Origin of the sequence: Pseudarthrobacter cellobiosi (genome assembly GCF_023913815.1) — a bacterium.
GTDB lineage: Bacteria > Actinomycetota > Actinomycetes > Actinomycetales > Micrococcaceae > Arthrobacter > Arthrobacter cellobiosi.
Map to the genome: position 1 here is coordinate 51,498 of NZ_JAMXBK010000024.1, position 26,668 is coordinate 78,165.

General features: G+C 65.9%; 24 protein-coding genes. 9 read left to right on the forward strand and 15 right to left on the reverse strand.

All coding sequences use genetic code 11. The features are described 5' to 3' along the window. Positions 1 to 14 precede the first annotated feature (14 nt). Positions 15 to 1,322 carry a CpaE/TadZ family protein gene (locus NG701_RS10645; RefSeq protein ID WP_252567257.1) on the reverse strand — a complete coding sequence of 436 codons (1,308 nt, stop codon included), beginning with the start codon at positions 1,320 to 1,322 and terminating at the stop codon, positions 15 to 17. Beyond that, a complete protein-coding gene (locus NG701_RS10650; protein WP_252567259.1) occupies positions 1,319 to 1,960 on the reverse strand; it encodes an SAF domain-containing protein in 642 nt (213 codons plus the stop codon). The genes NG701_RS10645 and NG701_RS10650 overlap by 4 nt, the downstream gene beginning before the upstream one ends. Positions 1,961 to 2,112: 152 nt before the next feature. Between NG701_RS10650 and NG701_RS10655 the strand changes: the two genes are divergently transcribed. Next, on the forward strand, positions 2,113 to 2,328 hold the full coding sequence (locus tag NG701_RS10655; protein WP_252567261.1) for a helix-turn-helix domain-containing protein: 216 nt from the start codon (positions 2,113 to 2,115) through the stop codon (positions 2,326 to 2,328). Positions 2,329 to 2,441: 113 nt separating this feature from the next. Here the strand turns inward: NG701_RS10655 and NG701_RS10660 are convergent, their stop codons facing one another. After that, on the reverse strand, positions 2,442 to 3,014 hold the full coding sequence (locus NG701_RS10660; protein ID WP_252567263.1) for a hypothetical protein: 573 nt from the start codon (positions 3,012 to 3,014) through the stop codon (positions 2,442 to 2,444). A 157-nt stretch (positions 3,015 to 3,171) separates the two neighbouring features. Between NG701_RS10660 and NG701_RS10665 the strand changes: the two genes are divergently transcribed. Beyond that, a complete protein-coding gene (locus NG701_RS10665) occupies positions 3,172 to 4,005 on the forward strand; it encodes a LysM peptidoglycan-binding domain-containing protein (protein WP_252567265.1) in 834 nt (277 codons plus the stop codon). Positions 4,006 to 4,048: 43 nt separating this feature from the next. Continuing rightward, positions 4,049 to 4,516, forward strand: coding sequence for an Rv3235 family protein (locus tag NG701_RS10670; protein WP_252567267.1), 468 nt, complete (start codon positions 4,049 to 4,051; stop codon positions 4,514 to 4,516). Positions 4,517 to 4,639: 123 nt separating this feature from the next. On the opposite strand, the gene secA is transcribed toward NG701_RS10670, so the two are convergent. From secA to mtrA, 7 genes are all read right to left on the reverse strand, one after another. Beyond that, positions 4,640 to 7,378, reverse strand: coding sequence for a preprotein translocase subunit SecA (gene secA / locus NG701_RS10675; RefSeq protein ID WP_252567269.1), 2,739 nt, complete (start codon positions 7,376 to 7,378; stop codon positions 4,640 to 4,642). A gap of 47 nt (positions 7,379 to 7,425) precedes the next feature. Then, on the reverse strand, positions 7,426 to 8,691 hold the full coding sequence (locus tag NG701_RS10680; protein WP_252567271.1) for a winged helix-turn-helix domain-containing protein: 1,266 nt from the start codon (positions 8,689 to 8,691) through the stop codon (positions 7,426 to 7,428). A 32-nt stretch (positions 8,692 to 8,723) separates the two neighbouring features. Then, positions 8,724 to 9,449, reverse strand: coding sequence for a ribosome hibernation-promoting factor, HPF/YfiA family (hpf, locus tag NG701_RS10685; protein ID WP_252567272.1), 726 nt, complete (start codon positions 9,447 to 9,449; stop codon positions 8,724 to 8,726). Positions 9,450 to 9,660: 211 nt separating this feature from the next. Continuing rightward, positions 9,661 to 10,548 carry a ComF family protein gene (locus NG701_RS10690; protein WP_252567274.1) on the reverse strand — a complete coding sequence of 296 codons (888 nt, stop codon included), beginning with the start codon at positions 10,546 to 10,548 and terminating at the stop codon, positions 9,661 to 9,663. Between the two features lie 104 nt (positions 10,549 to 10,652). Continuing rightward, entirely contained in the window at positions 10,653 to 12,371 is a 1,719-nt protein-coding gene (locus NG701_RS10695; protein ID WP_252567276.1) for an LpqB family beta-propeller domain-containing protein, read from the reverse strand. Continuing rightward, entirely contained in the window at positions 12,368 to 14,293 is a 1,926-nt protein-coding gene (gene mtrB / locus NG701_RS10700) for an MtrAB system histidine kinase MtrB (protein ID WP_374208678.1), read from the reverse strand. The genes NG701_RS10695 and mtrB overlap by 4 nt, the downstream gene beginning before the upstream one ends. Next, positions 14,265 to 14,939, reverse strand: a complete 675-nt coding sequence (gene mtrA / locus NG701_RS10705) for an MtrAB system response regulator MtrA (protein ID WP_056343773.1) — start codon at positions 14,937 to 14,939, stop codon at positions 14,265 to 14,267. The genes mtrB and mtrA overlap by 29 nt, the downstream gene beginning before the upstream one ends. A gap of 154 nt (positions 14,940 to 15,093) precedes the next feature. On the opposite strand from mtrA, the gene NG701_RS10710 reads away from it, so the two are divergent. Genes NG701_RS10710 through NG701_RS10735 form a run of 6 tightly spaced genes read left to right on the forward strand, consistent with a single transcriptional unit; the run spans position 15,094 to position 21,267 of the window. Continuing rightward, a complete protein-coding gene (locus NG701_RS10710; protein ID WP_252567278.1) occupies positions 15,094 to 16,284 on the forward strand; it encodes a DUF7847 domain-containing protein in 1,191 nt (396 codons plus the stop codon). Next, positions 16,274 to 16,930 carry a DUF4129 domain-containing protein gene (locus tag NG701_RS10715; RefSeq protein WP_252567280.1) on the forward strand — a complete coding sequence of 219 codons (657 nt, stop codon included), beginning with the start codon at positions 16,274 to 16,276 and terminating at the stop codon, positions 16,928 to 16,930. The genes NG701_RS10710 and NG701_RS10715 overlap by 11 nt, the downstream gene beginning before the upstream one ends. 14 nt (positions 16,931 to 16,944) lie before the next feature. Continuing rightward, complete coding sequence (locus tag NG701_RS10720) at positions 16,945 to 18,210, forward strand: DUF4350 domain-containing protein (protein ID WP_252567282.1); 1,266 nt, start codon at positions 16,945 to 16,947, stop codon at positions 18,208 to 18,210. After that, positions 18,207 to 19,208 (forward strand): AAA family ATPase, encoded by a 1,002-nt coding sequence (locus tag NG701_RS10725; protein WP_252567284.1) that lies wholly within the window; start codon positions 18,207 to 18,209, stop codon positions 19,206 to 19,208. The genes NG701_RS10720 and NG701_RS10725 overlap by 4 nt, the downstream gene beginning before the upstream one ends. 11 nt (positions 19,209 to 19,219) lie before the next feature. Then, on the forward strand, positions 19,220 to 20,512 hold the full coding sequence (locus tag NG701_RS10730; protein ID WP_252567286.1) for a DUF58 domain-containing protein: 1,293 nt from the start codon (positions 19,220 to 19,222) through the stop codon (positions 20,510 to 20,512). A 41-nt stretch (positions 20,513 to 20,553) separates the two neighbouring features. Next, entirely contained in the window at positions 20,554 to 21,267 is a 714-nt protein-coding gene (locus tag NG701_RS10735; protein ID WP_252567288.1) for a DUF4166 domain-containing protein, read from the forward strand. A 37-nt stretch (positions 21,268 to 21,304) separates the two neighbouring features. Here NG701_RS10735 and NG701_RS10740 read toward each other — a convergent pair whose 3' ends face one another. The 5 genes from NG701_RS10740 to NG701_RS10760 form a co-directional block, all read right to left on the reverse strand. Continuing rightward, positions 21,305 to 22,315, reverse strand: coding sequence for a uroporphyrinogen decarboxylase/cobalamine-independent methonine synthase family protein (locus NG701_RS10740; RefSeq protein WP_252567290.1), 1,011 nt, complete (start codon positions 22,313 to 22,315; stop codon positions 21,305 to 21,307). Next, the gene (locus NG701_RS10745) at positions 22,306 to 22,692 is read right to left on the reverse strand and encodes a chorismate mutase (RefSeq protein WP_058931921.1); all 387 of its coding nucleotides are present in this window, start codon (positions 22,690 to 22,692) and stop codon (positions 22,306 to 22,308) included. The genes NG701_RS10740 and NG701_RS10745 overlap by 10 nt, the downstream gene beginning before the upstream one ends. 121 nt (positions 22,693 to 22,813) lie before the next feature. After that, positions 22,814 to 24,529, reverse strand: coding sequence for an ABC transporter ATP-binding protein (locus NG701_RS10750; RefSeq protein ID WP_252567292.1), 1,716 nt, complete (start codon positions 24,527 to 24,529; stop codon positions 22,814 to 22,816). Then, the gene (locus NG701_RS10755; protein ID WP_252567294.1) at positions 24,526 to 25,539 is read right to left on the reverse strand and encodes an ABC transporter permease; all 1,014 of its coding nucleotides are present in this window, start codon (positions 25,537 to 25,539) and stop codon (positions 24,526 to 24,528) included. Before NG701_RS10755 ends, NG701_RS10750 begins: the two co-directional genes overlap by 4 nt. Next, a complete protein-coding gene (locus NG701_RS10760; RefSeq protein ID WP_252567296.1) occupies positions 25,539 to 26,621 on the reverse strand; it encodes an ABC transporter permease in 1,083 nt (360 codons plus the stop codon). The genes NG701_RS10755 and NG701_RS10760 overlap by 1 nt, the downstream gene beginning before the upstream one ends. Positions 26,622 to 26,668: the final 47 nt, after the last annotated feature.

Consider the following 26,668-nt stretch of genomic DNA (forward strand, 5'->3'; position numbering starts at 1 on the left):
CTCCTACGGTGAGCCTAGCCCTTTCGCCGAAGCCTCGGTGTGGAAGAAAATACAGAGGATCGGGAAGATCGCTGGACAGCTGCACAAACCAAATCGGCGATCGCCCGCCTGAGCTTGGAATCCGGCGCTGTTTCGAGCAGCAAAGAGCCGCCGAGCAGCGCGGCGTCAGCTGCGGGGCTGTCCGCCGGCAGGAAGGCTGCGATCTCCGCCGACGGGCCATACCGCCCCCACGCATCCTTCAGCTGTCGCTCCGGGGATCTCCCCACCGCCGCCGCCCGGACCTTGTTCATCACCACAACAGGCGACACGTGCGGCACTGCCAGCTCGAGCTCCGCGAGTCCGCGGACCAGCCGGGGAACCCCCACCGGATCGGCGGCCCCCACGGCATAGACGGTGTCCGCCAGTTCCAGGGTCCGCAGGGTCGCGGCATTCCGGCGCGGAGCCATCGTGTCGAAGCTGAGTTCCTCGTCCGCCTCCAGGCAGAAGCCGGTGTCCACAACCACGACGTCGGCAACCTCCTTGGCGCGTTCCAGCACCAGCGACAGTGCTGCTGCCCGTAGTTCGGTCCACCTGTCCGCCCGGGTGATCCCGGTCAGGACCCGGAAAGTTCCAAGTTTGGTGGTGACAGGTGTGGCCACCTTCAGCAGCGCATCGGCGTCGAGCAGTCCCTGGTCCGCAAGCCGGCAGGCCTGCGCGATCCCCGCAGATTCATCCAGCAGGCCCAGGACTGCGGCGATGCTGGCCCCGTAACTGTCGGCGTCGACGAGGAGCACGGATTTCCCATCCGCAGCCAGTTCCCCCGCGATGTTGGCCGCGACGAAGGTCCGGCCGGGTGAACCGGCGGGACCCCACACGGCAATGATCTTTCCCGCCCCGGAGGCCGGCGGCACGTCCGCCTGGACTGCGGGACGCTGACGCAACGCAGCGCTGGTGTCCCCCAGCCCGCTCCCGAACGTTGCATCCCTGGCGGTGCCTGTCAGCTGGTCAACGGCCTCGGCACTCCTGCCGGCCAGGGCGGCGGACTCTACGCCGGTCAGCGCGGAGGCCACACCGATCCCGCGCAGCCTGGCAGCCTCGTCGGCGTCATCCGTGAGGGCGATGATCGCCACGCCCACGGCACCGAGCCGATCAACGAGCGAAGCAGTCAGGCCCTCGCAGCCGTCAGCCACAACCGCGGCCCGTGCCAGGCCGCTCTGGCAGGCCGCCAGCAGTTCCGTCAGTTCAGTACAGCGACGGACCACCGTGACCGGACCGTGGAGCCGCTCCAACCCGCCCACCACGTCCTCGCGGGCCTGGCCCACAGTGACCACGGGGATACTCATGAGGCCCCGCCCGGGTTCCACACCACTGAAATCTTGGCCTGGTTCGCCTGCGCGCCGAGGATGGCCGGCATCTGGCCGTCGGCAACCAGCACCATCAGCACTGTATTGCGGGAGGACCCCAAGGCCGTGGTGCCGGCGGTCACCTGTGCAATTTCCGCGCCGGGCAGCAGGAGCTTCGGCTCACTGAAGCCGTTGCGGGCATCCGGCAAGGCAACCCAGACGTCCACCCGGGTCCCGGCAACCGCCTGCGGCGGCAGTGCTTCCTCAATGGTCACGGCCACGGGCTTGCGGTCCAACGAATCCACGGTGGCCAGACTTTCCTTGGGCACCAATTGGTTCTTGCCGATTCTTTGGACTGCGACCAACCCGTCGGGGAGCCCTGCTTCAACGGTGACGTAATGCTGTTCGGTCTCACCCAGGCGGACCTTGGCCCGGACCACATTGTCCGCGGTCAGCTTCTCACCCACCGCAATGGAGTCCCGGGCGGCGTAAACCTCGGTGGTCTGATCAGCGCTGCCAACCAGCGAGATCACTCCCACCACCGATGCCAGGACCAGCAGCACGCCAACCAGCAGCCGGGGATCCTTCCACGACGGCGGTTTCAGCCTGGCACCTGTAGTAACAGCATCGTGGCTCATGCTCTTCTCCCCCTAGCTCCGGTCCAGGCGGCTGGCTGCGTCCGGACACCTCATTGTTACGGCATGGGCCCCGGAACAAAAGTCAAAAGACCAAACAACATCAAACTGTGGATAACCGCACCAGATGACGCCTTCAATGGCAAAATGGAGCTATGCCCAGATTCCTGACTCTCGCCGATGTTGCTGAACAGCTGCAAATCAACTCGCCGGCGGCCTATGCCTTGGTCCGCAGCGGAGAACTGAAGGCCATCCAGGTGGGTGGCCGCGGGCAGTGGCGCGTCGAGGAAAAGATGTTGGAGCAATACATCGAAGAGCGTTACGCCGAGGCCAGCCGCATGATCCTGGAAGCCAAAGCCAAGCAAGGCTGATTTTGGCTTTGCGAGTCAGCCCTCGCAACCGCTTGTCCGCTGAGTTTTTGTCCAGGTAATCGCCTCAACGGGCGGCAAAGTCCCATTAGGTGAACAAAGACTCCGGCTCGCGGCTACAGTTCCCCTGCACTCCGTGACCGCAGGGCACCCAGCGCCGCAAACGGAATCGTGGCTACCTGCCGAACCTGTGATGCACGCCGGAACTCCCCGGGGCTGACCAGCGCCAGGTCCAAAAAGTCACTGCCCACCCGGTCGATGACTCCGGCCAGCCCGGTATCCCTTTCCGGCGCGTGGCGCAGAGTGACTGCAAGTTCGGCCCGGTCCCGCGCCAGGCCCCGCAGCGCATGCGCCAATCCGATCCGGCGCCGCACCTGCGAAGTCTCGGCCACGGAGCCGCGGCCAAGTCCCGCATAGCGTGCCACCGCGCCGTACGGGACCAGGACCTGGCGACGCAACTCGTTCAGGACCAGCGCATCGGCGCCGGCATGGCTCAGGGTTCCTTCGAAGGCGCGCCCACACGCCAGGTACACGGCCACGTGGCTGTTCAAGGAACCCCGCAAGCGGTCGGCCAGAACGACGGAGGCCGTTTCCGCTCTTGCCCGCTCAGAGATCTCGGCATCGACGGCCAGCCGCTCGCCCTCGGCGAACTGTGCCTCCATATCACTGAACAGAGCATCCCAACGCATGGGGCCAAGCGTAGGGTGCGGGTTTGTTCGCGGTCAATTCACCAACGACTTCACTCCAGTCTCTGGACAAATCCAGCATAAGTGCGTCAAACTGAACCTAGATACATCAAATGGCATCAAGCAGTATCAAACAGCATCAACATGAGATAGGAACATCATGACGGCAGCTACAGCACGTGGGCTCCGCGCAGACGCCGTCATGGCGGCGTCCATCCTCCTGTTGGGATTCTTCCTCTGCGTTGCCGGCGGGGGCATGGTGGGCCGATGGCAACTGTCCACAGCACGCCGGCAAGGCCCGGACCTCGATGACCTACTCGGTGCCGTGGCTGTCGCCGCAGGGCTGGCCATCGTGGCGTGGTGGATCTTCTCGATGGTTTTGGCGTCAGCGGCTGCCGTCCTGGACAGGTGCGGCAGGCGGCGGGCCGCCGACAGGGCCGGCAAGTGCTGCCCGGCATTTATGCGCCGGCTCGCGGTGGCCGCACTGTCGGTGCAACTACTGTCGGCACCGCTGGCTCACGCAGCCGTCCCACCGGCCGGACCCGCCTGGGTACCCACGCAGGAAGTGGCGGTGCAGGACGTACCGGTCCACGGCGCAGCCATCCAGGCCCAGTGGTCTCCCACAAGCGGCCACCGGCAGCTCCCGGAACCGGAGGGCAAACACCCTGCAGACACGGGAGGACAGACCACCGAAACTCCTGCGGCGGCGGTCCGGCCAGACTGGCGTCCCAGCCCGCCGGTCCCGGACCCCGGCCTGCTGGCGGCCCAGCCCGTCCGGGCGGAACAGGTCCCACCGTCGCCATTGAGTGAGGTCACGGTACTGGCGGGCGACACACTCTGGGACATCGCTTCCCGCCACTTGGGCCCGGCGGCTTCGGATGTGGATGTCGCCTTGCACTGGCCCCGCTGGTACGAGGCCAACAAATCCCGGATCGGCGAAAGCCCGCATGTCCTGCTGCCCGGGCAGATTTTGAAAGCACCTTCCACGGCCTAACCGACGTTCCGATATTCATCAGCTCACGATTAAGGGGAATCACATGTACGCAGTTACGCCAATCCGCTCCGCCACGGTCAACCCGGGCCGCGCGGCAGCAGTCCGCCAGGTTCCTCCGCGTACCACTACCGCGCCGGTCGTGCCGCTGCGTGCGGCAGACGAAGCCTCCGAAATCCTGGCGATCACACGCAGCACCGTGCAGGCGGCCATGGAAGTCCTCGCCGGCATCCGGCCGATCCACCAGCTCGCCCGCCGTCTGGATCCGCGCTGCCTCGCGGTGCTGCAGCACCGCGCGGTCCTGATCCGTCGCGAACAGTCGCGCTCTGCCTCGCCGTCCCTGGCCCGGCTGCACAAGAACTCCATCGTGCGTTCAGTCCGCGCCTGCGAGGTCGCCCCGGGCATCTATGAGGCAAGCGCCGTGGTGGTTGATGACATCCGGGCACGGGCTGTAGCGGTCCGGCTTGAGCGCAGCAAGCAGGTCTGGCGCGTGACCGAGTTTATGGTCGGCTGAACCGCTTGCCCGCGAATGCAGAAGTGCCCGGAGCTGAGGCTCCGGGCACTTCCAATGTCGAACTATTTCAGTGACGATCTATTGCAGTGTCGACCTGTGGCTGATCAGCCACGATCCCTGCCGTCAGCGGCGCTTTTTCTTGGCCGGACGCTTGGTGGCGTCCTGCGCTGCAGCCTTGGCGGGATTTCCGGACCGTGAAGAGACACGACCCTCCACCCGGGTCTGGGATGCGCCGTCTTCGCCCGGAGCGGTGTACTGCAGCTGGGCAGGCTTCTCGGGCGCTTCCAGGCCGGCAGCGTGGATCTGCGGCTCAACACGCTCGGTGTGGCCACCTGCTGCGTCCGGCACCACCACATCCTGGGCTGGAGTCACCTCAACTTCAAGGTTGAACAGGAACCCGACGCTTTCCTCGCGGATGGCCTCCATCATGCTCTGGAACATAACAAAGCCCTCGCGCTGGTATTCCACCAGCGGGTCACGCTGTGCCATTGCGCGCAGTCCGATGCCTTCCTTGAGGTAGTCCATCTCATAGAGGTGTTCCTGCCACTTGCGCCCGATGACCGACAGCACCACGCGGCGTTCCAGCTCGCGCATGCTCTCGGCGCCGATGGTCTCTTCCCGTGTCTGGTAGACCACGCGGGCGTCGGAGAGCAGCTCCTCCTTGAGGAATTCAACAGTGAGCTTGGACTTGCCGCCGGCTTCCTCGATGATCTCATCCGCTGTGACGCTGACGGGGTAGAGCGTCTTGAGGTTGGTCCACAGCTGGGTATAGTCCCAGTCATCGCCATTGCCTTCGGCCGTGGCGGAGTCGATCAGGGCGGTGATGGTGTCCTCCACGAAGAACTGGACCTTCTCGTGCAGGTCGTCACCTTCGAGGATCCGGCGGCGGTCACCGTAGATGGCTTCGCGCTGGCGGTTCAGGACGTCGTCGTACTTGAGGACGTTCTTGCGCTGCTCGGCGTTGCGGCCTTCAACCTGGCCCTGGGCAGACGCGATGGCCCGGGAAACCAGTTTGGATTCCAACGCCACATCATCCGGGACGGAACTGTTCATCAACCGTTCGGCCGCGCCGGAGTTGAAGAGCCGCATCAGGTCATCGGTCAGGGAGAGGTAGAAGCGTGATTCGCCGGGGTCGCCCTGGCGGCCGGAGCGGCCACGGAGCTGGTTGTCGATGCGGCGGGACTCGTGCCGCTCAGTTCCCAGGACATACAGCCCGCCGAGGTTCAGTACTTCCTCGTGTTCGTCCTTTACGGACTGCTTGGCCGTCTCCAGGGCAGCCGGCCAAGCGGCCTCGTACTCTTCGGAATTCTCTTCCGGGTCCAGCCCTCGCTTGGCCAGATCGGCCACCGCAGTGAATTCGGCGTTGCCGCCCAGCATGATGTCAGTGCCTCGGCCTGCCATGTTGGTGGCCACCGTGACAGCACCCTTGCGTCCGGCCTGCGCCACGATGGCCGCTTCACGGGCGTGGTTCTTGGCGTTCAGGACTTCGTGCCTGATGCCCTCCTTGGCGAGCAGCCCGGAGAGGTATTCGCTTTTTTCGACACTCGTTGTGCCCACAAGGATCGGCTGGCCCTGTTCGTGACGCTCGGCAATGTCCTTCACGACGGCGTCGAACTTCACCTTTTCATTCTTGAACACGAGGTCCGACTGGTCGATCCGCTGCATGTCCCGGTTGGTGGGGATGGCCACCACGCCGAGCTTGTACGTGCCCATGAACTCGGCGGCCTCAGTCTCGGCCGTGCCGGTCATGCCTGCCAGCTTGGAGTACATCCGGAAGTAGTTCTGGAGCGTCACCGTGGCCAGGGTCTGGTTTTCGGCCTTGATCTCCACGGCTTCCTTGGCCTCGATGGCCTGGTGCATGCCCTCGTTGTAGCGGCGGCCGGCCAGGATGCGGCCAGTGTGTTCGTCAACGATGAGCACTTCGCCGTCGAGGATGACGTAGTCCTTGTCCCGCTTGAACAGTTCCTTGGCCTTGATGGCGTTGTTCAGGAACCCGATGAGCGGAGTGTTCGCGGATTCGTAGAGGTTCTGGATGCCCAGGTAGTCCTCCACCTTTTCGATGCCGCTCTCCAGGACACCGACGGTGCGCTTCTTCTCGTCCGCCTCGTAGTCCTCGCCGGCCTTCAGGCGCTGCACCACCTTGGCAAATTCGCTGTACCACCGGTTGGTGTTGCCCTGGGCAGGGCCGGAAATGATGAGCGGCGTGCGGGCTTCGTCGATGAGGATGGAGTCGACCTCATCAACAATGGCGAAGTTGTGGCCACGCTGGACCAGCTCTGATTGGTCCCACGCCATGTTGTCGCGCAGGTAGTCAAAGCCGAATTCGTTGTTGGTGCCGTAGGTGATGTCCGCGGCGTACTGCTGCCGGCGCACCGCGGGATCCTGGTTGGACAGGATGCAACCGCTGGTCAGGCCAAGGAAACGGTAGACCCGGCCCATAAGGTCTGACTGGTATTCGGCAAGGTAGTCGTTCACCGTGATGACGTGGACGCCATTGCCGGCGAGGGCATTAAGGTAGGCCGGCGCGGTGGCCACGAGCGTCTTGCCTTCGCCGGTCTTCATTTCGGCGATATTGCCCAGGTGGAGGGCGGCGCCACCCATTAGCTGGACGTCAAAGTGACGCATGCCCAGGGTGCGGGTTGAGGCCTCGCGCACGGCGGCGAAAGCCTCCGGGAGGAGATCGTCCAGTTGCTCGCCGTCCTGGTGGCGGGCGCGGAGGTGGTCTGTTTCCTCGCGGAGCTCAGCATCCGTGAAGGTTTTGAACGAGTCTTCGAGCGCATTGATGGAGTCGGCATAGTTCCGCAGTTGCCGCAGGGTTTTTTTGTCACCCGTGCGGAGAAGTTTTTCGATAAGTGATGCCACGTGAAGATACTCCCAGTCTTATGCTGCCGAATTCTGGCGTTTTTAGTCTACGGGAGAGACACAGGCCACGCGGCCGGTGTTCCCTGAGAGCGGAGCGCACCGGCGCGGTGGTGCAGGGCGCCCGCGAGGGACTCTGCCAGGTCCCCGACCGGGCTGACCACAATGTCGTCCAGCTCCAGCCATTCGGCCATCAGTTCCAGCTCGGCGGCGAGTTCGACGGCGGTCCCTGGCGGTGCGTCCGGCTCACCGTAGGCGGACCTGACCAGCAGATTTCCTGCCGCACGGTCCGCTTTAAGGTCCACCCGCGCCACGATGGTGTCACCCAGGAGAAAGGGCAGGACGTAGTACCCGAAGCGTCGGAGGTGCGCGGGCGTGTAAATCTCGATCCGGAAGTGGAACCCGAAGAGCTCCTCAAGCCGGCGCCGCTCGAAGACCAGGGAGTCAAAGGGACTGAGCAAGGCCCGCCCCGCTGCCCGCCGCGGCATTGTGGCGTCGGCATGGAGGAATACCTTCCGGTCCCAGCCTACGACAGCCACCGGTTCGAGCCTCCCTATGCTGACGAGATGGTCCACCGAGGCGGCGGCTGCCTTGACCGGTGTACGGAAGTAGTCCGCGAAGCACTTCACGGTTCCGATGCCATGGGCTTGCGCCGCCGCGTCGATGAGCCGATGCAAGGCCTCAACAGGGTCCGGCGTGGCTTCGAGGGCCAGCCGACGCGGCAGCACCTTAGCCGTCAGCGTGTACTTTCGCTCGAACTGTTCGGTTCTGGACGCCGCGGAAATGGTGCCCGCCTCGAACAGGTCTTCAAGCACGCGTTTGACGGCGTTCCAGTTCCATCCCCAGTTGTCGTCCCGCCGGTCCTCCACGTGCCCGATGTTCACCGTCAGTTCCGCCGCCGTCATGGGCCGCCCTGCGGCGAGGGCGTCGAGAATCTTTCCAGCCACCGCGTCGCGCAGGTCCGGGTCGAGGGCGGACGCACCCACCCACGTGCGTTTCTGCCACAACCGGAGGTCCTGGAAGTGCTCGGGCCGGATGAAGCTGGCCTCGTGCGCCCAGTACTCCATCATGCGTCGGGGAGGCGAACTGGCCATCCGCTGAAGAATGGTGCGGTCATAGTTGCCGAGCCTTGAAAAGAAGGGCAGAAAGTGACTGCGGGACAACACGTTGACGGAATCGATCTGGACAAGCTGGATCCGGGCAATGGTACGGCCCACCGTCCGTGAGGTCACGGGGCCGGCGGGCCGTCCTTTGTCGAGTCCCTGAGCTGCCAAGGCGATCCGCCGGGCCTGGATAAGGCTCAGCGTCGCTGGCACATCCGTCCTTTCATTGAGGGGTGCGAACCGCCCTAGACTTTTGCAGCCTCGTCATCGGAACGGTAGGCGAGGATTTTTTCTTCGACGGCCGTCTCCCCCGGTTCGCATTCGTGGTCCAGGGTGATCACCCCGTACGTCCAGCCACGGCGCCGGTAGACCACCGAGGGCGTGTTGGTGGCCTTGTCCACAAACAGGTAGAAATCGTGGCCCACGAGCTCCATGTTGTCCACAGCATCGTCAAGGGTGAGGGAGGCCGCAGGGAAAACTTTGCGCCGGATCAGCACCGGGGAGTCCCCAGCCGGAATGTCGTTCTCGACCTCGTAGGGCGATCGTTCAACAGGTGCAGCCTGGGGTTCGCTGCGATGGCTCGCCTCGACGTAAAGGGGCTCACTGGTACTTGCGGGTTCCAGTGTCGCGGTGGCCTCACGCACTGCCTTGGGGGTGTGGCGCCCGTGGTGGACCTTCTTGCGGTCCTTGGCGCGGCGGAGACGTTCCAGCAGCTTGGTGTAGGCGAGATCGAACGCAGCGAATTTGTCTGCGGCGCTGGCTTCGGCACGGATTACGGGTCCCCGGCCCAGAACCGTAACTTCAACGGTGAGCTGGTCGCCGGTCTGGCGCGCATTCGTTTCCTTGGAAACCTTCGCGTCAACCCGCTGGACCTTGTCGCCAAGTGACTCGATCTTCGAGATCTTCTCACCGGCGTATTCGCGGAAGCGGTCTGAGACCGTCAGATTTCGTCCGCTAATCATAAACTCCATGGTGCCCTCCAAATGACTTCGGTGACACGACGGCGGCACATCCCACGGGCCGATCTGCTTGACAGTCGAGCCCCTTTCCGAGCCGCCATCGAAAGGTACAACTTGTTCTTGGTACCCACAACCGACGTTAGTTCATAGCCACCTGTTATTCATCCTTTCTTCGTTTATTTTTTTCTTAGACGGGCAGCGTTCCGCCAGCTCCCGGGGCGGGCTATTCGCCGCCAGCTGAATCCGGCGGGCGTGTCGCGGCAAGGACCACCGCCCCCACCACCACGGCGCCGCTGACGTGCAGCGCGCGGGCTGCTTCCGCGAGTGTGGCCCCCGTGGTGAGGACGTCGTCGACAATGATGCAGCGGCGTCCGGCCACCCGCGAGCACTGGCGTTTCGGGACCTTCATGGACCCCTTGACCCGGCTCGCCCTGGCACCGCGGCCGAGTCCCTTTTGGCCTCCAGGCAGCCGCTCCGGCGCGGCGCGGCGCCGGGCTTTCCGGATCACGTCCACCACCGGCGTTCCGCGGATGGTGGTCCCCCGACGCAGCTCTGCGAGCAGGAGGTGGACCGGGCTGAATCCCCTTTTGATGTAGCCAGCCGTACTGCTGGGCACCGGAACCAGGCAGACGCCGTCGACGCCGGCCACGGACGCGGCAATGCCCTGCCCCAGTCCGCGCGCCAGGACTGACGTGAGCTGGTGCTGGCCATGGCTCTTGAACGAAAGCACGGCCTGCGCCAGCTCCTCGCGGTACACCCCGGCCGCCACTACGGGAAGGATCAGGCCGCCGTCGACGTTCATCAGGGCCGGCGCCTGCTCCTCTGCCCGGAACGGGTGCCTGGTCAGCAGGCGGACGTGGCGTTCGCACATGACGCACAGGGCCAGGTCCTCCGCGCCGCAGCAGACGCAGTCCACAGGGACGGCAAGTGCCAGCAGCTCCGCGGCGGCCGCGCCCATCTGGTCGGCGGCCCGCAGCCACAGGCGGCGGTGGCCGCCGCGATGCTTGGCGGACTGCAGCGGAGACGGCAGGAGGTCCGGATCCAGGCTTGCGGCACTTCCGCCGGGACTGCCCCAGCAACGGCCCCCAACGCGGCCCCCGGACCGGCGCACAGGCGCGTGGCGAGCAGGAGGACGTCCGGGCTGAACTTCGGTCACACCCCATGGTGGCCTGCGTATCGCAGCCCCGGAACCGCTGGTCCGCGCTATGTGGAAAGCTACCCAGGGAATGAGGGGTCGATGGGGCCCTTCAGCTGGGGCGACCAGCCGTTGCCCAGCCGCTGGAAGATGCCCTCGGCCGACTGGCCGTAGATTTCCTCCAGCCCGTTGCCGGCGCTGAGCCACACCAGGCCGGGCCACGGCGCCAACTGCTGGGGTTGTCCGGAGGTGAGGGACAGCAGCTCCGGCGTGACGGTCGAGCCTGCCGAGGCTTTCATCACGGCTACCGTTGTGTCGTTCACCCAGACGCCCCGGTCCGGATCACCCGAAGCCACCAGCGTGATCGGGGCAGTCAGTTCCCGTGGTGTCCCGTCGGCGTTCCGGATGATCCCGGCAATCTGCACCTTCGTCTTGCCGTTCTGTTCCGAAATGACCAGCGCCCGGACGCCCTCGCGGGAGATCCTCAGCTCCTTGACGGTTCTTGCGGCCAGCCACGACGGCGTGAGCGTAACGGTGGGAACAGCGGCACCTTCGGCAACTCCGATGGGCCGGTAGGCCACCACCTCCGTACCGCCGGTAGCTCCCGGCCCTGCGGCCCACACCCAGTCATGAATACTGAAGGACGGGTGCGTAATGGTGCTGCGCGTTGTCAGCGCACGGGCCGGCTGTCCCGGCACCATGCTGTAGAGCGTCGTCCGGCTTTCGTTGAGGAAGGCAACGGTCTGGGACACCGGAGATTCCGCCGGGTAGCGGGGCCCGAGCGATGAAACTGGCTGCATATCCGGCAGCGGGGACACCCTGTTGTTTTCGTAGCGAACCAGCTCATTGCCGCTGACGGCGATCTCGCGGACCGGCACGTTTTTGTCCCGCACCGGGGGCAACACCGAACCGTTGTCTTCGACGCGGACCAGGTCCTGGTTGGCATGCAACTCCACATTAACGACGTCGGGCTGGCTTCGGAACGTGAGCGAAAGCTGCGTTTGCATCCGGAGCCTGTCCTCCGTGGACGCCTCGGTGAGTTCCTTGGCGGTGAGGTCCACCTGCGCGGCGCCGGACACCACCGGAACCGATTCGCGGGCGAGTTTGATGCCGGACGGGAAGGCGCTGACCACCGCGCCGCGAAGGTACGGCGCGGGGCCGGCAAGCAGGGCACTGGTCATGGCTTTGACGGTCTTGTTCTTGATGAACCAGCGGACGTCAGGCACGGCATAGGTGAAGCTGGGATCGTAGAAGTAGATGGGGTAGGCGCCGTAGATGACCTTGAAGGTTTCCTCCGGGATCGCTGTTCCGTCCGGGATGGCTGAGATCCGCCATTCGCCGTCCACCTGCGTGAGAGTGGCCGGAATGTTCTCGATGGTGCCTTCGGGCATCTGGGTGGCGATGCCGTCAACATCCACGCTATAGGCAACGTCCAGCTGGTAGTTGTAGACGTTGTCGACGCCGGTGCCCACCACTTTCGCCTCGCGGTACACCAGCGCGCGCTGGTCGGGTTTCCAGGACACTGACGCTGCCTGCGTCAGGTATTCGCGGGCCACCGCGTAGTCCCCCTCGTATCCGGTACCGGCACGGTAGAAGTAATCAATGATGTTTTCCGGAGTAGCGCCGGGCTGGGGGGCGGCCGGGAGGAACACCGGAGCGTTGACGTTGCCGGCGCTGCCTTCCGCGCTCTTCCCCACCGGCCCGGCCGTGGGAATGCGCGCGCAGGAGGCCAGAAGCAGGACAACGACGAACAGCACAACGCTCCTCTTCAGCATTGCCCGCACTTTTCGTCCCGTCATGAAGACTCCTTCGGTGTTGCGCCTGTCCCGGCGGGGGTACGCCCGGTGCCCTGGCCACGCCCGCCGCCAGCGGGGACGTCAGGCGCCCCAGTGGGGCCGGGCCCCAGGACCAGCACGTTTTTCGAATGTGGGACGTCGGGGAGGATGATGTCCTCCGGCTCAAGCTGCACGGGTGAGCGGTCGATCTCCTCGCCCTGGCGCAACGGAATGGTCAGCCGGAAGTTGGCCCCTCTACCCTTGTTTCCCCATGCCTGCAGCCAGCCGTTATGGAGTTTGGTGTCTTCCATTGCGATGGACAGGCCCAGTCCGCTGCCTCCGGTGGTGCGGGCCCGCGCCGGATCCGCACGCCAGAACCGGTCAAAGACACGGGCGGCTTCGGCCGGGGTCATGCCGATCCCCTGATCCCGGACTGCAACTCCCACCGCTGACTGGTTGGCTGAGACAGTTACGGTGACCGGCCTGCCTTCGCCATGCTCCACTGCGTTCAGGATGAGGTTCCGCAGGATCCTGTCGATCCTTCTGGCGTCCATCTCCGCGACAATTCCCTCCGCGGGCGCCCGGAGGATGATCTCCGAGCCGTATTCGGCCGCGACGGGCGCCGCCCCGTCAATGACGTGGGCGATCACCTGCAGGATGTCCTCGGGCTCGGCGTCGAGCATGGCCACGCCGGCGTCGAAGCGGGAGATCTCGAGCAGGTCGGCCAGCAGGGACTGGAACCTCTCCACCTGGTTGTACAGGAGTTCGGCGGAGCGCTTGTTGATGGGGTCGAAGTCGTGGCGGGCGTCGTACAGCACTTCCGCGGCCATCCGGACGGTGGTCAGGGGCGTGCGGAGCTCGTGGGAGACGTCGGAGACAAACCGCTGCTGCATCTGGGACAGCATGGCCAGCTGGGTGATCTGTTCCTGGAGGCTGGCGGCCATATGGTTGAACGATGCCCCGAGGCGGGCAACCTCGTCTTCGCCTTTGACCACCATCCGCTCCTGCAATTGGCCGGCAGCGAGCTTCTCCGACACCAGGGCAGCGTGGCTGACCGGGCTGACAACATTGCGGGTGACGTACCAGGCGATGGCCCCGATCATCAGCACCAGCACCGCGCCGCCGGCCAGGAGGACGCCCTGGATTTCGTCGAGCGTCTGCTGGGCGGTGTTGACGTCATAGATCAGGTAGAGCTCGTACACGGTCCCGTTGAAGGTCACCAGGTTGCCCACGGCGATGCCCGGCCTGTCCTCGGTACCTACCGGAATCACGGTGGAGGTCCAGTACTGGTCCTTGCCTGAATCCTGTACCGCCGTACGGAGTTCAGGCGGGATGACGCTGACGGTCAGCTGGTCCGAGGCCCGCGACTCCACCCAGCGGTTCCGGGGCTTGGTCTGTTCGGGCTTGGCTTCGAAAACGTAGCGGCGCTGGATGACGGAGCCGCGGCCCTCCACGGCATTCAAAGTGTCGTAGACCAGGGTGATGACGCTGGACTGGTCGGTGACCTGGGCGCCGTCGAACGTCTCCTGGACCTGCTTGACGTAGTAACGGGTCTCGGATTCGGCCTGGGTGAGGCGCTCCTGGAACAGGTTGTTGGCGATCTGGTTGGACAGGTAGGCGCCCACGGCGCCAAAGGATGTCACGGCCAACAGCAGCGTGGTGAGGACTGTCCGGAACTGCAGGGACCGGCGCCAGCGCCGACGCATGGCCCGCCCGGCAAAACGGACCGCAGGGAAGAAACGGGTCACGCCGAGACGGACAAGGCGGCCCACCCGTAGCCCCACGATTACTCCACGGCGCCGCCAGATCCGTGCCCGGAATGGCAGCGTTGCCAGCTCCGACGGCAGAGCATCCGTGTGCTCCGGGCCCTTGGCTGCGGGAAGGTCCGGGGCGCGGTGCGCTTCTGGTCCTGAGGGCTCAGGAACCTGCTTTGTAGCCGACACCACGAACCGTCAATACAACTTCGGGAGCTTCCGGATCCCGTTCAATTTTTGACCGGAGGCGCTGGACGTGGACGTTGACCAGCCGGGTGTCCGCCGCGTGGCGGTAGCCCCAGACCTGCTCCAGCAGCAGCTCACGGGTGAACACCTGCCAGGGCTTCCGCGCCAGCGCTACGAGGAGGTCAAACTCCAGGGGCGTGAGGGAAATCCGCTCATCGGCACGCTTCACGGTGTGGCCGGCCACGTCGATGGTGATGTCAGCGATCCGCAGCGTTTCAGGCGCCTTCTGGTCGCCGGGCCGCAGGCGGGCACGCACGCGTGCCACGAGTTCGGCGGGTTTGAACGGCTTGGGCACGTAGTCGTCTGCGCCGGACTCAAGGCCGCGGACGACGTCGGACGTATCCGACTTGGCCGTGAGCATGACGATGGGCACGTCCGATTCGGAGCGGATCTGCCGGCAGACCTCGATGCCGTCCACGCCGGGCAGCATCAGGTCAAGCAGCACGAGGTCAGGCTTCGATGAACGGAAAATATCCAGCGCCTGGCTGCCATCGGCGCAAAAAACCGGCTCAAAGCCGTCATTGCGCAGAACAATCCCAATCATTTCGGCCAGCGCTTCGTCATCGTCAACTACCAGAATGCGTGCCTTCATAGTTATATATTCCCTTATTGAACAGGGTTTGTCCTGTTGAACGGCCTTACGGCATGGCGCCACGCTATGACGCCCGACGCCGGAACTATAGGCTGGCAACACGCGGACAGTCCCGCACGGGGGAAGGAACAGGGTGCCACACCAGGATCCGAACATGCAGCAGCCGCCTTGGGGCGGCCATCCGGTGTGGGGCCCACCCCCGGGTGGCCCGCCGGCCTGGGGCACTTCCCCGCACAACCCCTACGGCGCTCCGCAGCCCTACCAGCAGCCGCGTTATGTTGCCCCGCCCAAACCCGGCATCATTCCGCTGCGACCACTGATGTTCGGCGAGATCCTGGACGGCTCCTTCCAGACGATCCGGCGTAATGCCAAGGCCATGCTGGGCGCCGCGCTGCTGGCGCAGACGTTCGCCGCAGTGCTGACGGCAGTCCTCACGGCATTTTCCGCCACGTCCGCGGCGTCCCTGGAGACCTGGGCTGAAGGCCTGACGGAGCAGGACCTGGTCCCGCTGGTGCTCACCTTCGCGTCCGGGGTCCTGCTCGTCTCGGTGCTGACCGTATTCCTCTCGGCGGTGCTTCAGGGCGCCATGGTGGTTCCGGTGGCCAGGTCCGTTCTCAACCGCCCTACCGGCTTCAGGCAGATGTGGACGCTGGCACGGTCCCGTGCGGGGGCCCTGATCCGCCTCGCGGCCCTGCTGGTGGGCGGCGGGCTCCTCATAGCGCTGCTGTTTGTGGCGCTGGCGGTGCTGCTGGTCAGCACTGTGGGTGGAGTGGGCGCCCTGATCCTGATCCCGCTGGGGCTGGTGTGCTTCGTCCTGTATGTGTGGATCTACATCAAGCTCATGGTGGCGCCGGCCGCCGTTGTGGTGGAGGAGCTCGGGGCGGTGGCCGGCATACGCCGCTCCTGGGAACTCACTCGTAACAGCTGGTGGCGGCTCCTGGGCATCACGCTGGTGGTGGGCATCATGGTGGGGATCATCGCCCAGATCGTCACCATTCCGGTCTCGCTGCTCTCCGGTTTTTACACCGGAGTGGTCTCGCCACACGGCGGTGCCGAGCAGGCCATGACGGCGGCCGTGGTGGCGGGCGTTGCCACCGCCATCGTCGGTGCGGTGGTCGGCGCGGTGGGATTCGCCTTCCAGACCTCCGTGTTGGCGCTGCTCTACCTCGACCTCAGGATGCGCCGGGACGGACTGGATATCGCCCTGCTCCGGCTGCTGGAATCGGGCGCGGATCCGGACGGCGTCCCGGGCCGAGGCGTCCCGGTCTACCGGGCAGGACCCGGCCAGAATCCGCGGCCGCCCTACGGGGCACCGCCCGGCGGGACATGGCCGGATGGCCGCTGAACCACCGGTCCTGCCTGGCCGCGACGAGGCCCGCCGCTGGGCCGAAGAAGAACTTGCCAAGCCGGAATACCGTGACGCGTCCCCCGGCTGGCTGGACAGCATATGGGCGGACATCCTGGACTGGCTGCGGTCCCTGGACGGCGGCTCCGGCCCGGACAGCACCGTCGCGGCGCCGTGGATCGGTCTGGCCATCGCCGTGCTGATCGGCGCCGCGGTCATCCTGGCCCGCCCGCGCCTCAATGCAAAAACCAAGCGTGCCGGAGAGGTGTTCGACGCCGGCACAACAGTCAGTGCCGAGGCCTACCGCGGGCGCGCGGCGGCCGCAGCCGCAGCCGGCAACTGGAGTGCCGCCGTCGTGGACTGCTTCCGTGCGCTGGTGCGCACGGCCGAGGACAGAACGCTTTTCGACGCGCGGCTGGGCCGGACCGCGGACGAGGTGGCGCACGAACTGGCCACACCGTTTCCGTCAGAGGCCGGCCGCCTGACAGAAGCTGCGCGGACTTTCGACGGGATCCGTTACGGCAAGGAGTCCGCCGGCCAGCCCGACTATGCCGCGGTGCGCGAGCTGGACATTGCCCTGCAGTCCCTCACGCCGGCGAGCGCTGCCCTGCCCGCTGAACGTGACGAACCGGCGGTTACGCGATGACGCAGGGTCCCACGATGCAGAACCCTTCACCGGATCGCCTGACGCCCAATCTTCTGCCGCCGGGTGCACCGGAGGCACAGCCGGGCTCCGCCCCTGCACTCCGATCGGATTCCGGGTCCGGTACCAGTACCGGTTCTGGTGTCGGTGCCGGGGCCGGTTCCTGGCTCCGACGGCACCGCGGCAGGGCAGCGATCGGAGCGGTGGCCGCCGTCGGACTGGCGGTGGTTATTTCCACCCAGCTCGCGCCAAAGGGCGATTCCCTGCCCTTATCCGTGCATAACGCCGGGCCGGGCGGCGCCAGGGCGGTCAGCGAGATACTGGGCCGCCACGGTGTCGAGGTCCAGGATGTTGAATCCTTTGACTCCGCCACTGCAGCACTCGCGGACCGGCCGGGTGCCACCCTCCTCCTGTACGACCGGAGCGGATTCCTGGACCAATCCCGGCTGGACGAGCTGACCGCAAGTGCGGGACGCGTAGTGCTGGTGACGCCTCGGCTCGGCACGCTGAAGGCCCTCGATACCGGCATCAGCCAGGCCGGTGTGGTGCCTGAGTCGACGGCGCTCCTGGAACCGGGCTGCGATCTCACCGCTCCCGCGGCGGCAGGTGCTGTCTCCGGAACCGGCGGATTCCTGTACGACGGCGGCACGGTGTGCTTCAGCCCGCCGGGAAGCACCGCCGGGCTGCTTGCCCGCACGGATGACGGCGGCCTGACCGTCCTGGGCAGCACCGCCCTCCTCAACAACGGCGGGCTTGCCGGCCACGGCCATGCCGCACTGGCCCTGCGGACGCTGGGCAGCTCAGAGGACCTTGTCTGGTACCTGCCCGGCCTGGGCGACGCGGCCGCTGCGGAGTCAACGCAGACACTTGATGACCTCGCCCCTGACTGGGTGGCATTCCTGGGGCCCTGGCTGGTCTTTGTGACCGTGCTGGCCATTGTGTGGCGCGGGCGCCGCCTCGGCCCGCTCGTGTTTGAACCACTCCCCGTGGTGGTCAAGGCCGTGGAGACCGCCGAAGGCCGCGCGCGCCTTTATCAGGATTCCCACGCACTGAACCGGGCACGGGACAACCTTCGGGCCGGCACCCTGGTTCGTCTGGCGCAAGCCCTTCGAGTCGGATCCCAGGCCACTGCCGACGACGTGGTGCAGGCAGTGGCCCGGAACCTGGGCCGGCCGGTCAGAGATATCAGCGGCCTGATCCAGGAACGCCCCGGTACCGCAACCAGACTGGTGCAATGGTCACAGGAACTGGACAAACTAGAGAACGAGGTCAGGACCCGATGAACGAACCGTACGGCGCCCCGCAGATCATGGATTCCTCCCGGCGGACGCTGGATCCCGCCCGGCAGGCACTCCTGGACGTCCGCCATGAGGTTGCCAAGGCGGTGGTGGGCCAGGATGCCACCGTCACCGGACTCCTGATCGCGCTACTCTCCCAGGGGCATGTCCTCCTCGAAGGCGTGCCCGGTGTGGCCAAAACACTCCTGGTCCGTGCCCTGTCCGCCGCGCTGAGCCTGGACACCAAACGCGTACAGTTCACCCCTGACCTGATGCCCGGCGACATCACCGGTTCCCTGGTCTATGACTCGCACACGTCGGAATTCAGTTTCCGCGAGGGGCCGGTCTTCACCAACATCCTGCTGGCCGACGAAATCAACCGGACGCCGCCGAAGACGCAGGCCTCCCTGTTGGAGGCCATGGAAGAGCGGCAGGTCTCGGTGGACGGAGTGTCCAGGCCGCTGCCGGCGAACTTCCTGGTGGCGGCAACCCAGAACCCCGTGGAGTACGAGGGAACCTATCCCCTGCCCGAAGCCCAGCTGGACCGGTTCCTGCTCAAGCTCACCATGCCGCTGCCCAGCCGGACTGACGAGGTGGAAGTGATCCGGCGGCACGCGTCCGGCTTCAATCCCCGCGATCTTGCCGCCGCCGGTGTCCGGGCGGTGGCCGGCGCCGAGGACCTCGAACGGGCGCGGGAGGCTGTGGCCACCGTCGCCGTCGAACCGGAAATCATCGGCTACATCGTGGACCTGGTGCGCGCCACCCGGCAGGCGCCGTCGTTCCAGCTGGGCGTCTCACCCCGCGGCGCGACTGCACTGCTTAACACGTCCCGCGCCTGGGCCTGGCTGTCCGGCCGCAGCTTCGTCACCCCCGACGACGTCAAGGCACTGGCGCTGCCGTGCCTGCGCCACCGGGTGGCCCTGCAGCCTGATGCCCAGATGGACGGGGTCCGGGTGGACGACGTCCTGGGCAGCATCCTGGCCTCCGTCCCCGTCCCCCGCTGATCCGCTTGCACATGGCACTCTCCGGACGGTTTGTCTTGCTGGCACTGTTGGGCCTGGTACCGGTGCTGCTGTTTCCTGGCTGGGGAACGGTCCTCGGCGTGGTCGTGGCACTCGCCGCGCTCCTGGGCCTGGACCTTGGCCTGGCCGCTTCCCCGCGGGCCATCATCGTCACGCGTGCCGAGCCCGGCAACGTGACGCTGCACGGCACGGCCGCTTCGGTCCTCACGCTGCGCAACAGTGGCCGGCGACGCCTGCGCGCCACTGTTCGGGACGCGTGGCAGCCGTCTGCCGGGGCTGTGAATCCGGTCCAGGACCTGGACGTCCCCGCCCTGGAAAGCCGCCGGATGACCGTCCGGTTACAGCCGGTCCGCCGTGGCGACGTGGGCGCCCGGCACGTCACGGTGCGCTCCCATGGACCCCTTCGGCTAGCGGCACGCCAGCGCACGTTTGACTGCGCCGGCTTCCTGCGGGTCCTGCCGCCGTTCCATTCCCGCAGGCACCTCCCCTCGAAGCTCAGGAAACTCCGCGAGCTCGACGGCAAAGCCGCCGTGCAGATCCGGGGTGCCGGCACCGAATTCGACTCGCTGCGTGACTACGTCCGCGGGGACGACGTCCGGTCCATCGACTGGCGCGCAACCGCCCGCCGGTCCGCCGTCGTCGTCCGCACCTGGCGCCCGGAACGCGACCGGCGCGTGGTGATCATGCTGGATACGTCCCGCACGTCAGCGGCGAGGATCGAGGACGAACCAAGGCTGGATACCGGCATCGAAGCGGCGCTCCTGCTGGCGGTCCTGGCAGAGCGTGGCGGTGACCGGGTGGATTTCCTGGCCTACGACCGCCGTCCGCGGGCCAGGGCCGGTTCCGCCACCACCGGCAACCTCCTGGGACAGCTGGTGCAAGCGATGGCGCCCCTCGAGGCGGAACTGATCGAGCTTGACTGGTCCAGCCTCCCCGGCCAGATCCGGGCGGTCTCCGCGCACCGGTCCCTGGTGGTGCTGCTAACGGCGTTGGACGGCGGAGCGCCGGAGGAAGGACTCATTCCCGTGGCCGCGCAGCTCGCGCAGCAGCATGTTGTGGTGGTGGCCGCCGTCCGTGATCCCATGCTGGGGCAGATGCTGCGGGAGCGTGAGAACGCCGCCGGCGTGTTCCGGGCGGCAGCGGCTGAACGCGTACTGCTGGAACGGGCGGCGGTCAGCGCCGAGCTCCGGCACCACGGGGTGGAAGTGGTGGATGCGGAGCCACACCAGCTGCCGCCGCAGCTTGCCGACATGTATATCCGGCTGAAGGCGGCCGGTAGATTGTGAGTCACCGCAGCGCCGCTGACGGTACCGTCCAGGAGGTCACCATGAGCGTCCCTATCTACCGGCAGGCCCTGGGCGAGGACTTCCACCGGCTGCAGCCTGAGCTGCAGGAGTACTTTTCCCTGGCGCCCGGCTCGGGGCACTACGGCGTGGGCGAGGGCGTGTTCGACGTTGTGGGCTGCCGGCAGGCGTGGCTGCGGCCCCTGCTGAAGCTCACCTCCGGGGAGGACGCGTTCTTCCCGGAGTACGGGGAAGGCATCCCCTTCCGGATTGAAAACCATGCGCACCAGGATCCCTTCGGCCGCTCCAGCCTGACTGCCCGGCGGGAAATCCGCTTCCCAGGGCACGTGCGGATTTTCCAGGACACCACCAGCCTCGTGGATGCCGACGGCGGCCCGCGGCTGGTGGACTATCTGGGCCGTTTCAGGCGCATGGTGACCGACCTCAAGCTCAGCGTGACGGACGAGGGCAGGCTGCGCGGAGTTTCCGAAGCGTCGCGGCTGTTCCTGGGCCCCCTCCGCCTGCCTCTGCCGGCCACTGTGGATGCCAAGGCCTACGCCGAGCAGTGGTGGGATGGCGCCGCCGGCGAGCATGGACAGCACCGGATCCAAGTCAAGGTCATCCAGCCGCAGATCGGGCTGGTCCTGGTCTATGCGGGCGGTTTCGACTACCGCCTGCGTCCCTACATCGGCGGCAGTTCGGCGCAGAGTTTCCTGCCCCGCTACGCCCAGCCGGACCGTTGGGAAAACCGGACGTAGAAGACGTACACGCAGGTCCGCTCAGCGGTGGGCCCGCTCAGCCGTGCGCCCGCTGGTTCAGGCCGTCGGCCACCTGGGTGAGCCGGCCCAGCACCGCTGTGGCGGTGGCCGGCGTGTGGCCGGCAAGTCCCGCCGAGGGGGTGACCCGGATACTGCCCAGGGACGACGCCGGCAGCCCCAGCTCGTGCCATGGCCGCCACACGGACTCCACGACGTCGGCCACCCTGGGCAGCGTGCCGCGGCTGATGTCCAGGGCGCCAGCCCAGATCCGCTTGCCTGCCTCCACTGCCGTGGCCAACTGCTCCCACTGCCGTGTGGTCAAGGCCCTCAGCGGCACGGCCACGCCGTCGGCGCCGGCGGCAATGATCCGGTCGATCGGAGCCTCGATCTCGGGGACAGAGACAACGATTTCGGCGGCACCCGCCTCACGGAGCGCTTCGATCACCACCTGCCAGGACTCGGTGACCTCCTGGCCGCCCACCGCCCGCAGCGTGCGGTAACCGCTCGACGTCGGAATAGTGCCGGCGAGGACGGCGGCGATATCAGGCTCGTCGACCTGGACCACCAGCCGCGCGCCCGGAACCGCGCTGGAAATCCGGGACAGGTAGCCGCCAACCCCTGCGGCCAGCGAGTCGGCAATGTCCCGGCGTGCGCCGTAATCGATAAGTGCCCGTTCTCCGTTGTGCAGGTGCAGCCCCGCGGCAATGCTCAGCGGACCAACCAGCTGGAGCTTGATCTCGGGGGCGGGGGTGTCCTCGGCGCCGGCAACGTCTGCCAGGACGTTGATGTCTGTGGACAGGGCCGACGCGGCCCTGCGGAAATCCTTGCCGGGTCGGTCCACCAGCCGCCAGCCGTACGGCTGGACATCCACGGCCAATTCAACCAGGAGTGCGGCCGTCCGCCCCAGGGCGTCGGAGCCGACTCCGCGGTCCGGAAGTTCTGCCAGGAACGGCAGGTGCGGGCTGCCGAGCTCGCCGCGGATAATGCGGGCAGCCTCCACGGGGTCCTCCCCCGGCCAGGGCCCAAGCCCGGTGGCGGTTACTTCCACTCTGCAGCGGCCTGGTGGTCCTCGGCGATGGCTTCATGATGGCGGATGACCTCGCCGATGATGAAATTCAGGAACTTCTCCGCAAAAGCGGGATCGAGGTGTGCATCCTCCGCCAGCCGCCGGAGACGGGCGATCTGGGCCGATTCCCGGCCGGGATCCCCGGCCGGGAGCCGGTGCGCGGCCTTGAGGAAGCCCACTTTCTGGGTGGCCTTGAACCGTTCGGCCAGGAGGTACACCAAGGTCGCATCGATGTTGTCGATGCTGGAGCGGATGGACAGCAGTTCCGCCATCACCGAGTTGTCCACGTGGCCCGCCAGCGAACTCGCGGCGGCATCGTAGGTGTCGGTGTCGGGAACATCGTGGTTTTGCTGCGTCATGGTCCAAGTCTATGGGGCAGCCGCGGAAATCCTTCCGGTGTTAAGCGGCGGACGGACACCCCGCCTGGTGGGGCGGGATGTCCGTCTGATGGTGCCGCGACTGTGGGGTCGCTGGTGGTGCCTACTGGGCCAGCAGCGCCCGGTGCGCTTCCCGGCGTCGTGCCTGTTCGTCCGGATCAGGGACCGGCAGCGAGGCAATCAGCCGTTTGGTGTAGTCGTGCTGCGGCGCGCCCATCACCTGGCTGCCGATGCCCTGCTCCACCAGCTTGCCCTTGTACAGGACGCCCACCCACTGCGACAGGATGTCCACCACCGCGAGGTCGTGGCTGATGAACAGCGCCGCAAACCCGAACTCGGCCTGGATTTCCTTGAAGAGTTCCAGGACCTTTGCCTGCACGGAAACGTCCAGGGCCGACGTCGGCTCGTCAGCAATGAGCAGCCGCGGGTTCAGGATCAGTGCCCGCGCCAGCGACGCCCGCTGACGCTGCCCACCGGACAGCTCGTGCGGGTACCGCTGGGCGTACGACGCCGGCAGCTGCACTGATTCGAGCAGCTCGGCAACGCGTTTGCGCGCCTGCGCCGGGCTCGGGTTGGTGTGGATGATCATGGGTTCCGCTACGCAGTCGCCGATGGTCAGCTGGGGGTTGAAGGACGCGGCCGGATCCTGGAACACAAAGCCAATGTCCTTCCGGAGGGGTTTGAAGGTCCGCTCCTTGAAGTTCAGCATCTCGTAGCCGAGCACCTGCAGGCTGCCGCCGGTGCTCCGGTTTAGGCCTGCGATGGCCCGGCCGATGGTGGTTTTCCCGGAGCCGGATTCGCCCACCAGTCCAAAGACTTCGCCCGGGGACACGGTGAAGCTGACCCCGTCCACGGCTTTGAAGGCCGGTGTTCCCAGCCTGCCGGGATACTCGATGGTCAGGTTGGTTGCCTCTACCAGGACCGATGAGCCCTGGTGTGCGCGTTCCAACAGGCCCTCCGACGCCGAGTTCCGGCCCAGGTGGGGCACGGCGGCCAGCAGCTTCTTGGTGTAGTCCTGCTTGGGTTCGGCGAACAGCACCCGCACCGGCGCTTCCTCCACTACATCACCCTGGTACATCACCACCACGCGGTCCGCGAGGTCGGCCACCACGCCCATATTGTGGGTGATCAGCACGATCGAGGTGCCGTACTTGTCCCGAAGGTCCCGGAGCAGCTCCAGGATTTCGGCCTGGACGGTGACATCCAGGGCCGTGGTGGGTTCATCGGCCACAATCAGTCCCGGGTTCAGGGCAAGCGCGGCGGCGATCACCACGCGCTGCTTCTGGCCGCCGGAGAACTGGTGCGGATAGTGGTTGACCCGGTGTTCCGGATCCGGGATCCCCACCTTGCGCAGCGCCTCAATGGCACGGGCCTTGGCATCCTTGGCCGAGACACGCTTCCCGCCGGCACCGCCGGCGTGGGCACGGATGCCCTCGGCAATCTGCCAGCCCACGGTGAACACGGGGTTCAAGGCCGTGGAGGGCTCCTGGAACACCATGGCCACATCGCGGCCACGGATCTGCCTCAGCTTCGCGGCGCTGACGCTGATCACGTTGTTCCCGTTGATCAGGACAGCCCCGCCGCTGGTGGCTGTCTCCGGCAGCAGCCCGAGGATGGTTTTCGCGGTCACGGTCTTGCCCGAGCCGGATTCGCCTACGATGGCCAGGACTTCGCCGGAGCGGACGTCCAGGCTCACATCCTTCACGGCGTAGACGTCTCCGCCATCGGTGGCGAAGGTGACTTTGAGGTGGTCGATGGCAAGGACCGGCTGGTCCGCCTGCCTGGACTGGTCAGATACCGAATCAATATTGATGGTCAAAATCCTCTCACATCCGCTGAGATGGCGGCGTTCGCGGCGGTGGTTGGTGATCCCGGACCGCCCTTGCCGCCGGCTGCCTTGCGTCCGCGCAGGCGCGGATCGTTCAGGTCATTGATGCTTTCACCAACGAGGGTGAGGCCGACCACCGTCAATACGATGGCGATGCCGGGGAACACGCCGGTCCACCAAATGCCGGAGGAGGCATCGGACATCGCCTTGTTCAGGTCAAAGCCCCATTCAGCGGCGGAGCTCGGCTCGATACCGAAACCGAGGAATCCCAAGCCTGCCAGGGTGAGGATGGCTTCGGAGGCGTTCAGCGTGAAGATCAGCGGCAGGGTCCGGGTCGCGTTGGAGAAGATGTGCCTGCTGATAATCCTGGCGCTGGAGGCGCCAACAACCTGCGCTGATTCCACAAACGGTTCAGCCTTGAGCCGGATGGTTTCAGCACGGATAACGCGGAAGTACTGCGGCACAAACACTGCAGTGATGGCGAACCCGCAGGCGAGGATTCCGCCCCAGAATCCGGACTGTCCCTTGTTGATGGCAATCGACATCACGATAGCCACAAGGAGTGTCGGGAAGGCGTAAATTGCGTCGGCAATGACCACGAGTACGCGGTCCAGCCAGCCGCCGAAGTAGCCGCTCACCAGTCCGAGGAATACCCCCAGGAAGATGGACATCAGCACGGCAGCAACTATCACCGCCAAGGCTGTCTGCGATCCCCAGATCACCCGGGACAGGACATCGTAGCCACCCACTGTCGTTCCCAACAGATGCTTGCCGCCGGGTTTGGCCTGCGCCGGGAACGAACCGGCGTCGTCGGAAATCTGGGAATACCCGTAGGGCGCCAGGAACGGCGCAAATATCGCGGCCACCAGAAAAGCAGCGCAAAGCACCACGCCGATGAGCAGCATGGTCCGCTGCAGGCCAACGCTTTGGCGGATGTGGGACGAGACCGGAAGCCGGTCCAGCAAGGATTTCTTTCTCGGTTCCAATGCTGTGGCGCCCATCAGTACCTCACTCGCGGATCAATCAGGGCAGCGGCAATATCCACTGCGAAATTGGTGACCGCCACAATGACGGCCAGCAACATCACGATGCCTTGGACGGCTACAAAGTCACGTGCAGTCAGGTACTGGGCCAACTGATAGCCCAGGCCCTTCCACTCGAACGTGGTTTCGGTCAGCACCGCACCGCCGAGCAGCAGCGCAATCTGCAGACCCATCACCGTGATGATAGGGATCAGCGCCGGCTTGTAGGCATGCTTTGTCACCAGGCGGTATTCACTGACTCCGCGCGACCGGCCTGCCTCAACATAGTCCTTTCCCAGTGTGCCGATCACGTTGGTGCGGACCAGGCGGAGGAAGACGCCGGCCGTCAGAAGGCCCAGCGCGACAGCTGGAAGGACTGCATGCTGGACGATGTCGCCAAAGGCTGCCAGATTGCCGCTGCGAAGGGCATCCAGCCAGTAGATGCCAGTGGGTGCTGCCAGCCGGCCCATCGCCAATTCCGTTGTGGTGGAAGCACGGCCGGCCACTGGGAACCAGCCCAGGCCTACGGAAAATGTCAGCTTCAGGAGCAGGCCCGCAAAGAAGACAGGGGTGGCATAGCAAAGAATGGCGAACATACGCAGGAAAGCGTCCGGAAGCATATCGCGTTTGTGGGCTGCAAACATTCCCAGTGGAATGCCTACCAGCAGCGCCACTACGAGGGCGTTGATGCTCAATTCCAGGGTGGCGGCACCAAACTTGGCGAGCATCTCCACGACGGGCCGGCCATCTGAAATGGTCCGGCCGAAGTTGCCGGTGGCAATGTTGCCAAGGTACTCGATGTACTGAATGAAGAGGTTCCGGTCGTAGCCTGCCTGGTGTACCAGGGCGTCAATTTGTTCTTGCGGGAGGCGTCCGCCCTGGGCTGCCGTAATGGGATCGCCGGTGATCCGCATGAGAAAGAAAACGAGGGTGACGAGGATGAAGATCGTCGGGAAGATCAGCAGGAAGCGGATCAGGATATACCTCCCGAGGCCACCTCCCGCGGATTTGGATACGGGGGCCGCAACCGTAGGCGGCGGCGCATCAATCAATGTGGCCATGCTGTCCCTGCTTGGTTTGATCAAGAAATTGTGGAGCCAACACGTAG